Annotated in this window: 13 protein-coding genes; 10 read left to right on the top strand and 3 right to left on the bottom strand. The window is 66.2% G+C overall.

Features of this window, described 5'->3' with window-relative positions:
* The first annotated feature begins 159 nt into the window (after positions 1 to 159).
* The 10 genes from JX552_RS27715 to JX552_RS27670 are packed head-to-tail and all read left to right on the top strand — an operon-like array spanning position 160 to position 10,633.
* Positions 160 to 924, top strand: coding sequence for an MlaE family ABC transporter permease (locus tag JX552_RS27715; protein WP_205874957.1), 765 nt, complete (start codon positions 160 to 162; stop codon positions 922 to 924).
* 44 nt (positions 925 to 968) lie between these two features.
* The gene (locus tag JX552_RS27710) at positions 969 to 1,811 is read left to right on the top strand and encodes an MlaE family ABC transporter permease (RefSeq protein WP_205874956.1); all 843 of its coding nucleotides are present in this window, start codon (positions 969 to 971) and stop codon (positions 1,809 to 1,811) included.
* 5 nt (positions 1,812 to 1,816) lie between these two features.
* The gene (locus JX552_RS27705) at positions 1,817 to 3,019 is read left to right on the top strand and encodes a virulence factor Mce family protein (RefSeq protein ID WP_205874955.1); all 1,203 of its coding nucleotides are present in this window, start codon (positions 1,817 to 1,819) and stop codon (positions 3,017 to 3,019) included.
* The gene (locus tag JX552_RS27700) at positions 3,019 to 4,074 is read left to right on the top strand and encodes an MCE family protein (RefSeq protein WP_205874954.1); all 1,056 of its coding nucleotides are present in this window, start codon (positions 3,019 to 3,021) and stop codon (positions 4,072 to 4,074) included. The genes JX552_RS27705 and JX552_RS27700 overlap by 1 nt, the downstream gene beginning before the upstream one ends.
* Positions 4,061 to 5,152, top strand: a complete 1,092-nt coding sequence (locus tag JX552_RS27695; protein WP_205874953.1) for a virulence factor Mce family protein — start codon at positions 4,061 to 4,063, stop codon at positions 5,150 to 5,152. Before JX552_RS27700 ends, JX552_RS27695 begins: the two co-directional genes overlap by 14 nt.
* A complete protein-coding gene (locus JX552_RS27690; protein ID WP_205874952.1) occupies positions 5,149 to 6,555 on the top strand; it encodes a virulence factor Mce family protein in 1,407 nt (468 codons plus the stop codon). Before JX552_RS27695 ends, JX552_RS27690 begins: the two co-directional genes overlap by 4 nt.
* Positions 6,552 to 7,706 carry a virulence factor Mce family protein gene (locus JX552_RS27685; RefSeq protein ID WP_205874951.1) on the top strand — a complete coding sequence of 385 codons (1,155 nt, stop codon included), beginning with the start codon at positions 6,552 to 6,554 and terminating at the stop codon, positions 7,704 to 7,706. Before JX552_RS27690 ends, JX552_RS27685 begins: the two co-directional genes overlap by 4 nt.
* A 10-nt stretch (positions 7,707 to 7,716) precedes the next feature.
* Entirely contained in the window at positions 7,717 to 9,390 is a 1,674-nt protein-coding gene (locus JX552_RS27680; RefSeq protein WP_205874950.1) for a virulence factor Mce family protein, read from the top strand.
* Positions 9,390 to 10,142 carry a mammalian cell entry protein gene (locus tag JX552_RS27675; protein ID WP_205874949.1) on the top strand — a complete coding sequence of 251 codons (753 nt, stop codon included), beginning with the start codon at positions 9,390 to 9,392 and terminating at the stop codon, positions 10,140 to 10,142. Before JX552_RS27680 ends, JX552_RS27675 begins: the two co-directional genes overlap by 1 nt.
* The gene (locus JX552_RS27670; RefSeq protein ID WP_205874948.1) at positions 10,142 to 10,633 is read left to right on the top strand and encodes a mammalian cell entry protein; all 492 of its coding nucleotides are present in this window, start codon (positions 10,142 to 10,144) and stop codon (positions 10,631 to 10,633) included. Before JX552_RS27675 ends, JX552_RS27670 begins: the two co-directional genes overlap by 1 nt.
* Before the next feature lie 14 nt (positions 10,634 to 10,647).
* Here the strand turns inward: JX552_RS27670 and JX552_RS27665 are convergent, their stop codons facing one another.
* The 3 genes from JX552_RS27665 to JX552_RS27655 are packed head-to-tail and all read right to left on the bottom strand — an operon-like array spanning position 10,648 to position 12,941.
* The gene (locus tag JX552_RS27665; RefSeq protein ID WP_205874947.1) at positions 10,648 to 11,226 is read right to left on the bottom strand and encodes a hypothetical protein; all 579 of its coding nucleotides are present in this window, start codon (positions 11,224 to 11,226) and stop codon (positions 10,648 to 10,650) included.
* Between the two features lie 48 nt (positions 11,227 to 11,274).
* Complete coding sequence (locus JX552_RS27660) at positions 11,275 to 12,777, bottom strand: alpha,alpha-trehalose-phosphate synthase (UDP-forming) (protein ID WP_205874946.1); 1,503 nt, start codon at positions 12,775 to 12,777, stop codon at positions 11,275 to 11,277.
* A complete protein-coding gene (locus tag JX552_RS27655) occupies positions 12,777 to 12,941 on the bottom strand; it encodes a hypothetical protein (RefSeq protein ID WP_142283886.1) in 165 nt (54 codons plus the stop codon). Before JX552_RS27655 ends, JX552_RS27660 begins: the two co-directional genes overlap by 1 nt.
* Positions 12,942 to 13,018 lie beyond the last annotated feature (77 nt).

The raw sequence follows: 13,018 nt of genomic DNA, 5'->3' as shown, positions 1-13,018 counted from the left end.
CCAGCTAGGCATAATTGCCGCAAAATTTTTCGAGCTTCATCGACACTCAGAACTTGTTCTAGTTAGTATGAGCCGGCTCACACCAAGCAACGAGTCATCCAACGGTGTGTTCAGGGCAGACAACACTTCGCCGCGAGCAACAGATTGGGGGGACCGGGCTTGTTGCAGAAAGTTGCCGTACCGGCCCGGGCCGTTGGCGGGTTCTTCGAGATGTCGATCGAGACCGCACGTGCCGCCTTTCGGCGGCCGTTTCAGTTGCGGGAGTTTCTCGACCAGACCTGGATGGTCGCCCGGGTGTCGCTGGTCCCCACGCTGCTGGTGTCCATCCCTTTCACCGTCCTCGTCGCCTTCACCCTGAACATCCTGCTGCGTGAGATCGGCGCCGCCGACTTGTCTGGTGCCGGAACGGCATTCGGCACCATCACCCAGCTCGGCCCGATCGTCACCGTGCTCGTGGTGGCCGGCGCCGGCGCCACCGCGATCTGCGCGGACCTGGGCGCCCGCACCATCCGCGAGGAAATCGACGCGATGCGGGTGCTCGGCATCGACCCCATTCAGCGGCTGGTGGTGCCCAGGGTCCTGGCATCCACCCTGGTCGCCTTGTTGCTCAACGGCCTGGTGTGCATCATCGGCCTGTCCGGGGGTTACGCTTTCTCCGTTTTCCTGCAGGGCGTCAACCCCGGTGCGTTCATCAACGGGCTGACTGTGCTCACCGGGCTGCGCGAGCTGATCCTCGCCGAAGTCAAGGCGCTGCTGTTCGGAGTGATGGCGGGTCTGGTCGGTTGTTACCGTGGCCTGACCGTCAAAGGCGGTCCCAAGGGAGTCGGCAATGCGGTCAACGAAACCGTTGTCTACGCGTTCATCTGTCTTTTCGTCATCAATGTCGTCATGACCGCCATCGGCGTCCGGATCTCGGCCAAGTAGGGGCGGGTAACAGATGACGGCGAACGAGCGATGGTGAAGATGCGATGAGCTACGACGCCACCCTCCGCTTCAAGCGCTTCTTCACCCGGTTCGCCCGACCGGTCGACAACTTCGGCGAGCAGGCGCTGTTCTACGGCGAAACCGTGCGCTACATCCCCAACGCCGTCACGAAGTACCGCAAGGAGACCATCCGCCTCATCGCCGAGATGACGCTGGGCGCCGGGGCCCTGATCATGATCGGCGGCACCGTCGGCGTCGCGGCCTTCCTGACGCTGGCCTCCGGCGGTGTCATTGCCGTGCAGGGCTATTCATCGCTGGGCAACATCGGTATCGAGGCGTTGACCGGCTTCCTCTCGGCGTTCCTCAACGTTCGCGTGGTCGCACCGGTGATCGCCGGCATCGCGCTGGCCGCCACCATCGGCGCCGGCGCCACCGCCCAGCTGGGCGCCATGCGGGTCTCCGAAGAGATCGACGCCGTCGAATGCATGGCGGTGCACTCGGTGTCCTACCTCGTGTCGACCCGGCTGATCGCGGGACTCGTGGCGATCATCCCGCTGTACTCACTGTCGGTGCTGGCCGCGTTTTTCGCGGCGCGCTTCACCACGGTGTTCATCAACGGACAGTCGGCGGGCCTGTACGACCACTACTTCAACACCTTCCTGATCCCGTCGGACCTGCTGTGGTCGTTCCTGCAGGCCATCGCGATGTCGATCGCGGTCATGCTGGTGCACACCTACTACGGCTACAACGCCAGCGGTGGGTCCGTCGGCGTCGGTGTGGCCGTCGGTCAGGCCGTGCGCACCTCGCTGATCGTCGTCGTGGTCATCACCCTGCTCATCTCGCTCGCGGTTTACGGAGCGTCCGGCAACTTCAACCTGTCCGGGTAGCGGCGATGGCAGTCTTTGCATCACGACGGACAGCCGGCCGGGTGGCGGCGGCGGTGCTCGCGGGACTGGTGGTGGCGGCGGCGGTCCTGACTTACCTGTCCTATACCGCGGCGTTCACCTCCACCGAGACCGTCACGGTCGCGTCCAAGCGCGCCGGCCTGGTCATGGAGCCCGGGGCCAAGGTCAAGTTCCGCGGCATCCAGATCGGCAAAGTGGAGGACATCAGCTACAGCGGCGACCAGGCGCGTCTCAAGCTGGCCATCTACAGCGACGACCTGCAGTTCATCCCGTCCAACGCCACGGTGCACATCGCCGGCAACACCATCTTCGGCGCCAAATCGGTGGAGTTCATGCCGCCGCAGGCCCCGGCCAAGACTTCGTTGCGCCCGAACGCCACCGTGGCGGCGTCCGCCGTGCAACTCGAGGTCAATACGCTGTTCCAGTCGCTGACCAACCTGCTGCACAAGATCGACCCGGTCGAGTTGAACGGCACCCTCAGTGCGCTGTCGGAAGGCTTGCGCGGCCACGGCGACGACCTCGGGTCGCTGCTGTCGGGGCTCAACACGCTGACCCGTCAAGCCAATCCGAAGCTGCCGACCCTGCAGGAGGATTTCCGCAAGGCCGGCATCGTGACCAATATCTACGGTGACGCCGCTCCCGACCTGAACACGGTGTTCGCCAACCTGCCGACGATCAACAAGACCGTCGTCGACGAGCAGGCCAACCTCAACACCACACTGCTGGCCGCGATCGGCCTGGCCAACAACGGCTACGAGACGCTGGCACCCGCCGAACAGAATCTGATCGACACCGTCAACAGGCTGCGCGCCCCACTTAAAGTGGCGGCGGACTACTCACCGGAATTCGGCTGTCTGTTGGCCGGCATCGATCGCGGCATCAAGGAGTTCGCCCCATTGATCGGTGTGCGCAAGGCGGGTCTGTTCACCTCGTCGAGCTTCGTCATCGGCGCCCCCGCCTATACGTATCCGGAGAGCCTGCCCATCGTCAACGCCTCCGGCGGCCCGAATTGCCGCGGGCTGCCCGATATTCCGACCAAGCAGACCGGCGGCTCGTACTACCGTGCGCCGTTCCTGGTGACCGACAACGCGCTCATCCCGTACGAGCCGTTCACCGAGTTCCAGTTCGACGCGCCTTCGACGTTGCAGTTCCTCTTCCACGGCGCCTTCGCTGAACGGGACGACTTCTGATGGCCGCTGGGAAGATTCCGTCGCACCGGTCGATGGTGATCAAGGTCAGCATCTTCGTCGTCACGATGGTGCTGGCGAGTGCCGCCCTGGTGGTGGTGTTCGGCGACTTCCGGTTCGGTTCGGAGAACACCTACCACGCCACCTTCCTGGATGCCTCGAAGCTCAAGGGCGGTCAGAAGGTACGTATCGCCGGGGTGCCCGTCGGCGCGGTCTCGGGCGTCAAGCTCAACCCCGACAACACCGTCGACGTCGAATTCGGTGTCGACGCCCGCTACACGCTGTACTCGTCGAGTCGTGCGGTGATCCGCTACGAGAACCTGGTCGGCGACCGCTTCCTGGAGATCACCTCGGGCCCTGGTGAGCTGCGTAAATTGCCGCCGGGCGGGACGATGAACTCTCAACACACCCAGCCCGCACTGGATCTCGACGCGCTGCTGGGTGGGCTCAAGCCGGTGCTGAAGGGCCTGGACGCAGACAAGATCAACACCATCAGCAGCGCCGTCATCGAGCTGCTGCAGGGTCAGGGTGGCGCGTTGGCCAACGTGCTCGCCGACACCAGCAGTTTCTCCAACGCATTGGGCAAGCGCGACCAGCTGATCGGGGATGTGATCACCAACCTGAACACGGTGCTGGGGACCGTCGACCAGCGCAGTGCCCAGTTCTCGGCCAGCGTCGATCAGCTGCAGCAGCTGATCGAGGGGCTCGCCAAGAACAAGGACACCATCGCCGGCGCCATCCCGCCGCTGGCCTCGACCACCACGGATCTGACTGAGCTGCTGCGCAATTCGCGTCGGCCGCTGCAGGGTGTGCTGGAGAACGCGCGGCCGTTCGCCACCGAACTCGACACCCGAAAGGCCGAGATCAACAACGACGTCGAGCAGCTCGGCGAGGACTACCTGCGGCTGGCCGCGCTGGGCACCTACGGCTCGTTCTTCAACATCTACTTCTGCTCGGTGACGATCAAGATCAACGGACCGGCGGGTTCCGACATTCGGCTGGGCCTCGGCGGCCAGGTCGATTCCAGCAAGGGGAGGTGCGCCTTTGCCAAATCCTGAGAAGCCAAGCAATAAGAAGCCAGGCAGCAAGCGCGACCAGGACCCGTTGCGCACCGGCACCATCGGTCTGGCTGTGGTGACGTTCGTCGTCCTCATCGCATTCGGTTACTCGGGGCTGCCGTTCTGGCCGCAGGGCAAGACCTACACGGCGTACTTCGGCGACGCGGGTGGCATCACGCCGGGCAACAACGTGCTGGTCTCCGGCGTCAAGGTGGGCAAAGTCTCCGACGTCGCCCTGGCCGGCGACTCCGCCAAGATCACCTTCAGCGTCGATCGCCACGTGGTCGTCGGCGACCAGTCGCTGGCCGCGATCCGCACCGACACCATCCTGGGCGAGCGTTCCATCTCGGTGAGCCCGGCCGGCTCCGGTAACGCGACCACCATTCCGTTGAGCCGGACGACCACGCCCTACACCCTGGCCGGCGCGCTCGAGGATCTCGGGCAGAACGCCAACAACCTGAACAAGCCCCAGTTCGAGCACGCGCTGAAGGTGCTTACCGAGACGCTGCATGACGCCACCCCCGGGTTGCGCGGCGCACTGGACGGCGTGACGACGCTGTCGCGCACCCTCAACAGCCGCGACGAAGCGCTGCAAGGTCTGCTGGCCCATGCGAAGTCGGTGACGACGGTGCTGTCCGATCGTGCCGGGCAGGTCAAGAAGTTGGTGGACCAGGGCGACCAGCTGTTCGCCGCCCTGGATGAGCGCCGGTCGGCGTTGAGCGCGTTGATCTCCGGGATCGACGACGTCTCGGCGCAGCTGTCCGGCTTCGTCAACGACAACCGCAAGGAGTTCGGTCCGGCCCTGACCAAGATCAACCAGGTGCTGGCCAACCTCAACGAGCGCCGCGACTACATCACCGAGGCCCTCAAGAGGTTGCCGACGTACGCCACCACGCTGGGCGAGGTGGTCGGTTCGGGTCCCGGCTTCAACGTCAACGTCTTCGGCGCCATCCCGGCGCCGCTGGTGGCGACCATGTTCGACGCCGTTTTCCAGCCGGGCAAGCTGCCGGACAGCTTTGCCGACTACCTACGCGGCATGATTCAGGAGCGTTGGACGATCAGGCCGAAATCACCATGACGACACCGAAACGCTTCGGCAGCAAAGGCCTGCGGACCGTCACCATCATCGCGCTGGTGGCGGCGCTGGTGGGCGGCGCCTACGTGCTGTTCTCGGCCGGCGGCGGCGGCCGCAAGCTCACCGCCTACTTCACCTCGGCCGTCGGGCTCTACCCGGGTGACCAGGTTCGCATCCTGGGCGTGCCGGTGGGCGAGATCGAGTCGATCGAACCGCGGCCGTCCGACGTCAAGATCACCATGAACGTGTCCGACGGCATCAAGATTCCCGCGGACGCCAAGGCCGTGATCATGTCTCCGAACCTGGTGGCGGCCAGGTTCATTCAGCTCACCCCGGCGTTCACCGGCGGCCCGGCGCTGCCGGACGGCGCCACCATCGACCTGACCCGCACCGCCGTTCCGGTGGAGTGGGACGAGGTCAAGGAAGCGCTCACCCAGCTGTCCGTCTCGTTGAGTCCGGCGGCCGGCGAGATGCAGGGTCCGTTGGGCGCGGCGATCAACCAGGCCGCCGACACCCTCAACGGCAACGGCGACTCGTTCCACAACGCCCTGCGCGAACTCGCGCAAGTGGCTGGGCGCCTCGGGGATTCGCGCGGCGACATCTTCGGTACGGTTAAGAACCTGCAGGTGCTCGTCGACGCGCTATCGCAGAGCAACGAGCAGATCGTGCAGTTCGCTGGCCACGTCGCCTCGGTGTCGCAGGTGCTCGCGGACAGTTCGCGGGACCTCGACCACACCCTGGGTTCGCTCAACCAGGCGCTCTCGGATGTCCGGGGCTTCCTGCACGAGAACAACTCGACGCTGATCGAGACGGTCAACCAGCTCACGGACTTCACCCAGACCCTGAGCGACCAGAGCGAGAACATCGAGCAGGTCCTGCACGTGGCGGGTCCGGGCATCGCGAACTTCTACAACATCTACGACCCCGCGCAGGGCACCCTGAACGGTCTGCTGTCGCTGCCCAACTTCCTGAACCCGGTCCAGTTCATCTGCGGCGGTTCCTTCGACACCGCGGCCGGGCCGTCCGGGCCGGAGTACTTCAAGCGTGCCGAGATCTGCCGAGAGCGGCTGGGCCCGGTGCTGCGCCGGCTCACCGTGAACTTCCCGCCGATCATGTTCCACCCGATCAACACGATCACGGCCTACAAGGGGCAGATCATCTACGACACGCCCGCCACCGCGGCAAAGGCGGAGACCCCGGTGCCGGAGCTGACCTGGGTTCCGGCCAAGGGTTCGGGCCAGCCGGCGCCGAGCAATGTCACGGACCTGCAGAACCTGTTCGTCCCGACCGCGCCAGGTCCGGGCCCGGGTTCGCCACCCGGGTACGGACCGGCGCCCGGTCCGGCGCCCGCGGCACCGGCCGCGGCCCCCGGCCCGCTGCTGGCCGAGCAAGGAGCGGGTCGATGAAGCGAATCCTGTTGCGCGCCGGCGTGTTCGTCACGGGCAGCACGCTGCTCGCCGGGTGTTCGTTCGGCGGGCTGAATTCTCTGTCGTTGCCCGGCACCGCCGGGCACGGCGGCGGCGCCTACACGATCACCGTCGAACTGCCGGATGTCTCGACGTTGCCGCAGAACTCGCCGGTCATGGTCGACGACGTGACCGTGGGCAGTGTGTCGGGGATCTCGGCCGAGCAACGTTCCGACGGATCTTTCTACGCCGCGGTGAAACTGGCGCTGGACAAGAATGTGGTGCTGCCGGCGAACGCGATCGCCAAGGTGGCTCAGACCTCGCTGCTGGGGTCCCTGCACATCGATCTGGCGCCGCCCACCGACCAGGCCCCGACGGGCCGATTGGGCAACGGGTCGCGGATTCCGGAGTCCCGTACGGGCCGCTTCCCGACCACCGAGGAAGTCTTCTCGGCGCTCGGTGTGGTGGTCAACAAGGGCAATGTCGGTGCGCTGGAAGAGATCACCGACGAGACCTACCAGGCCGTGGCGGGCCGGCAGGGCCAGTTCGTCGACCTGGTGCCGCGGCTGGCGGAGTTGACCTCGGGCCTCAACAAGCAGGTCAACGACATCATCAGCGCGGTCGAGGGGCTCAACCGCGTCTCGTCGGTTCTGGCGCGGGACAAGGACAACCTGGGCCGCGCGCTGGACACCTTGCCGGAATCGCTTCGCGTGCTGAACAAGAACCGGGACAACATCGTCGCGGCCTTCAGCGCCCTGAACAGGCTGGCCACGGTCACCTCGCACGTTTTGTCCAAGACCAAGAGCGACTTCGCCGCCGACCTCAAGGATTTGTACTCGGCGATCAAGGCGCTCAACGACAACCGGAAGAACTTCGTCACCTCGCTGCAGATCATGCTGACGTTCCCGTTCCCCAACTTCGGCATCAAGCAGGCGGTGCGCGGCGACTACCTCAACGTGTTCACCACGTTCGACCTGACGTTGCGCCGGCTCGGTGAAACGTTCTTCACCACCAGTTACGCCATGGACCCCAACATGATGCACATGGACGAGGTCCTCAACGCGCCCGACTTCCTGATGGGCGAACTGGCCAACCTGTCCGGACAAGCGGCCGACCCGTTCAAGATTCCGCCCGGCACGGCGGCGCAGTAGAGGCGGGAAGATGATCGACAGACTCACCAAGATCCAGCTGTCCATATTCGCGGTCATTACCGCGATCACCCTGACGGTGATGGCGATCTTCTACCTGCGCCTGCCGTCCACGTTCGGCATCGGAACCTATGGCGTGAGCGCCGATTTCGCTGCCGGCGGCGGTATCTACAAGAACGCCAACGTCACCTACCGCGGTGTCGCGGTCGGCCGGGTGGAGTCGGTGCAGCTCAATCCGGATGGCGTCACCGCCGAGATGCGGCTCAACAGCGGCACCCCGGTCCCGTCGAACGTCACGGCGACGGTCAAGAGCGTGTCGGCCATCGGCGAGCAGTACATCGACCTGGTGCCGCCGGCCAACCCGGCACCGGGCAAGTTACGCAACGGAGCCAAGATCGACCGTGCCAACACCCGGATCGGTCAGGACGTCGCCGACCTGCTGAAGAAGGCGGAGACGCTGGTCAACAGCCTCGGTGACACCCGGTTGCGCGAGGTGTTGCACGAGGCGTTCCTGGCGACCAACGGCACCGGTCCGGAGCTGGCCCGGCTGGTCGAATCGGCGCGGCTGCTGGTCGACGAGGCCAACACCAACTACCCGCAGGTCTCGCAGCTGATCGACCAGGTCGGCCCCTTCCTGCAGGCTCAGGTCCGCGCCGGCGCCGACATCAAGTCGCTGTCCGACGGGCTGGCACGCTTCACCTCCGAGGTGCGCCGCGCCGACCCGCGGTTGCGCGACACGCTCGCGACCGCGCCGGGTGCGCTCGACGAGGCCAATGAGACCTTCGCCGGCATCCGTCCGTCCTTCCCCGCGTTGGCGGCCAACATGGCCAACCTGGGCCGGGTCGGGGTGATCTACCACAAGTCGATCGAGCAGCTGCTCGTGGTGTTTCCGGCGCTGTTCGCCGCAATCACCACCGCCGCCGGCGGCGAACCGCAGGACGAAGGCGCGAAGCTGGACTTCAAGCTCGACCTCAACGACCCGCCGCCGTGCAGCACCGGTTTCATTCCCTCGCCGTTGATGCGCACACCCGCCGACGAGACGGTGCGGGAAGTGCCGCGCGACATGTACTGCAAGACGGCGCAGAACGACCCGACCACCGTGCGTGGCGCCCGCAACTACCCGTGTCAGGAATTCCCGGGCAAGCGGGCACCGACGGTGCAGTTGTGCCGTGACCCGCGAGGCTATGTCCCGGTCGGCACCAACCCGTGGCGGGGACCGCCGATCCCGTACGGCACGCCGGTCACCAATGGGCTGAATATCCTGCCGCCCAACCACTTCCCCTACATCCCGCCGGGTGCCGACCCCGATCCGGGCATCCCGATCGTCGGCCCGCCCCCGCCCGGGGTGACGCCCGGCCCGGGTCCGGCTCCCAACCAGCCGGCTTACGACCCGCCGCCGCCCAACAACGTCCCCCCGCCGCCGGGTAACCCGTCGTGGATGCCACCGAATTATCCGCCGGTGCCCCCACAGCTGCCCTACCCCAAGTACATCGAGCCGCCCGGGCCGCCGCTGGGCACCGGTCCGGCGCCGGAGGCCAACGGGGCCGGCTACACCGCCACCTATGACCCGTCCACCGGCCGGTTCAAGGATCCGGCGGGCGGCACTGGTATCTTCGCGTCCGGCGTTGCCGGTACCTCCGGCGCCGAGAGCTGGGTGGACCTCATGCTTGCTCCGAAAACCTTTTAGTGGATTCAGTGGTGACAGAAGAACAGGCGACGACTCAGCGCGTCCGCCGCCGGGCCTCGCGCGCGGCCGGTCCGCCCAAAGGCGCGTCCGTGGGCGCCGCGGGAGCCGACGACAGCGGGACGACCGCGGGCGGTGCGGACACCACCTTCGAGACCAGGCAGACCAAACCGGCGCCCAAGCGGGCGGTTAGGGGCAGGAACACGCGGTCGGTCGGCGCCCGGCCGCCGCGGCGGCGCCGACCGCATGGCGCGATGGTCGGGTGGGTCTGCCTGGCGGCGTCGGTACTGCTGATCGGCGGGCTGGTGTGGGGCGTCGCCGTGCTGGCCGGGCAGCACCGTGCCGCGCAGGCGCGGCAGGCCCGCGAGCAACGCTTCGTCGACACGGCCTCGCAGACCGTGGTCAACATGTTCAGCTACACCCAGGACACCATCGACGAGTCGGTCAACCGGTTCGTCAATGGCACCAGCGGTCCGCTGCGCAGCAAGTTCGGTGCGGAGAACGTCGAGTTCCTCAAACAACTGTTCCGCAAGACCAACGCCACCTCCGAAGCGGTGATCAACGGCGCCGCACTGGAAGGCATCGACAACGTCAGCGACAACGCGTCGGTGCTGGTCGCGGTCCGGGTCACCGTCGCCGACATCGACGGGGTGAACAAGCCGTCCCAGCCGTATCGGTTGCGGGTCATCGTGCACCAGGACGAACGCGGCCAGATGACCGGCTATGACCTGACGTATCCCGACGGAGGCAACTGATGCGCCGGTTGCGGTGGCTGTTCACCGTGGCCGGTGCTCTCGCGGCTGCGGCCGTGGTGGCGCTCTCGGCCGCCGGCGGCTGGTTCTACTGGGACCGGATCGAGACCCAGGGTGAACAGGCCGCCCGGGCGGAGTTGCCGAAGCTGGCCGAGAAGGAAATCCCGCAGTTCTTCGGCTACGACTTCCAGACCATCGAGCGCAGCCTCAACGACGTCTACCCACTGCTGACGCCCGACTACCGCCAGGAGTTCAAGAAGGTCGTCAACGCGCAGATCATCCCCGAGGCGAAGAAGCGGGAGATGGTGGTCCAGGCCAACGTGGTGGGCGTGGGAGTCATGGCGGCCAAACGCAATTCGGCGACCGCGATGGTGTACATGAACCGCATCGTGACCGACAAGTCACGCGAGCCGCACTACGACGGCAGCCGGTTGCGGGTCGAGTTCACGCGCGTCGGCGGCAAGTGGCTGATCTCCTACATCACACCGATCTAGAAGCTGATCGCGATCTAGAAGCAGATCGCGATCTCGTTGCAGTCCATCGGGTAACGCTGCACCGGGCTGGGCGGCGGACCCACGAGTTGCAGCGAGAACGATTCCTTCTTCATGTCCGGCTGCAGTCCGCACACCGCACCGTGCAATGTGGTGTGGGTGCCGGTCAGGGTTTCGTCGCTGAACGCGTAGGTCTCACTGGTCTCGCCGAAGCCGCCGCCCGGGCAGGACACACCCTCGGGCTTGCTCACGGTGAAGGTCCACAGCATGCTGCTCATGCGGGCCCTGGCGCTGAAATTCTGCAGATGTTCGGCGCGGCTGTTGTTCGCCGGGGTCGTACTCACCACGTTCAGCGCGCAGTTCATCGCGAACACGATGGGGTCGGAGTAGTCATTCATGTTGCGGGTTCCCGACGGCTGCGCACACAGGGCCGTGATGTTCCAGGTGGTGCCGGAAACGCCCGCCTCGTTCAGGGTGTAGGCACCGTCCGCAGGCGGGCCGATCGCATACGCGGGACTTTCCGATTCCAGAGCCATGCCTGCTGCGACGGCCGAACCGATGGCGGCACCGGCGGCCAGCCCGCGACGGATTTTCACCCGTCCAGTATCACAGCGATCAGCCGCGAAAACCATCGAATCGGACGCTCAGGAGCGGGCACCCGGCTGCGGGTCTTCCGCTCCTGAGGCGAGCGCGTCCAGAAACGCGCGGGCCCAACGGTCTACGTCGTGGGCCAGGACCTGGCGGCGCATCGCGCGCATCCGGCGCCGGCCCTCCTCTTCGGTTTGGGTGAGCGCCGCCTCGATCGCGTCCTTGACACCCTCCAGGTCGTGCGGGTTGACCAGATAAGCCTGCCGGAGCTCTGCTGCGGCGCCGGTGAATTCGGACAGGACCAGAGCGCCGCCCAGGTCGCTGCGGCAGGCGACGTACTCCTTGGCCACCAGGTTCATCCCGTCGCGCAGTGGGGTGACCAGCATGACGTCGCTGGCGACGAAGAACGCGATGAGTTCGTCGCGGGGGACCGGGCGGTGCAGATAGTGCACGACCGGGTGGGCGACCTCGGCGTATTCGCCGTTGATGTGGCCCACCTGTCGCTCGATGTCGTTGCGCAGGATCTGGTAGCTCTCGACGCGCTCCCGGCTGGGCGTGGCCAACTGGATCAGCACGGTGTCGTCCCGTTTTGCGCGACCTTCTTCGAGCAGTTCGTTGAAGGCGCGGAGCCGGACGTCGATGCCCTTGGTGTAGTCGAGCCGGTCGACGCCGAGCAGCACCTTGCGCGGGTTGCCGAGCTCGGCGCGGATCTCGCGGGCCCGACGGCGGATGTTGCGGTGCCGGGCGGCGTGGTCGAGCGCGCCGGAATCGATGGAGATCGGGAACGCTCCCACGCGCACCACACGGGAGTCGTACTCCACCTCACCGAATCGCGACCGTACTCCCACCGAACCCCGTGAGGTGTTGGCGCCGATCAGTTGCCGAGCCAGCACCAGGAAGTTCTGGGCGCCGCCGGCCAGATGGAACCCCACCAGATCCGCGCCGAGCAGGCCCTCGATGATCTCGGTGCGCCACGGCATTTGCCGGAACAGTTCGACCGGTGGGAACGGGATGTGCAGGAAGAAGCCGATGGTCAGGTCCGGTCGCAGGGTGCGCAGCATCTTCGGCACCAGTTGCAGCTGGTAGTCCTGCACCCAGACGGTGCCGTTCTTGGCGGCCGCGCGGGCGGTGGCCTCGGCGAACCGGCGGTTGACGTCGACATAGCGGTCCCACCATTCGCGGTGGTAGATCGGCTTGACGATGACGTCGTGGTACAGCGGCCACAGGGTGGCATTGGAGAAGCCCTCGTAGTACTCCGCGACATCCTCGGCGCTCAGCCACACCGGATGAAGTTGCAGCTCGTCCTGGACGATCGGCTCCTCGTCCGGCTCGGTGACGTTGTCACTGACGAGGCCGGGCCAGCCGATCCAGGCCCCGCTCCGTTTGCGCAACAGCGGCTCGAGGGCCGTGACCAGTCCGCCGGGGCTGCGCTTCCAGGTGGTGCTGCCGTCGGGCAGTCGTTCCATGTCGACCGGGAGTCGGTTGGCGACCACCACGAAGTCGGAGTCTCCGAAAGCCGTTGACGTGGCCTGTGAGGCTCGGCTGCCTCTGGCAGCCATTAGTTGTCGTGCTTCGCCGGACCAATACCGAGCATGGATAGAAAGACGCGGCACTCGTCGGCGTCGGTGGCGTAGGCGGCGACGACGCGCCGGGCCTGGCTTGCGGTGCTGTCGGCCAGCGGTTCCACGTCGCCGATGTCACCATGGTCCGTTTTTGTGGGCATTGGACAATGCTAAGCCAAGTCGGGTAATGGCCCCTCGTGAGTCCGCCGAGAGCGCAAGTGCGGCCGGCCGCCGTAGC

The sequence above is a fragment of the Mycobacterium gordonae genome, from assembly GCF_017086405.1.
GTDB classification, from domain to species: Bacteria; Actinomycetota; Actinomycetes; order Mycobacteriales; family Mycobacteriaceae; genus Mycobacterium; species Mycobacterium gordonae_D.
This window is presented reverse-complemented; position numbering and strand designations above follow the sequence as displayed.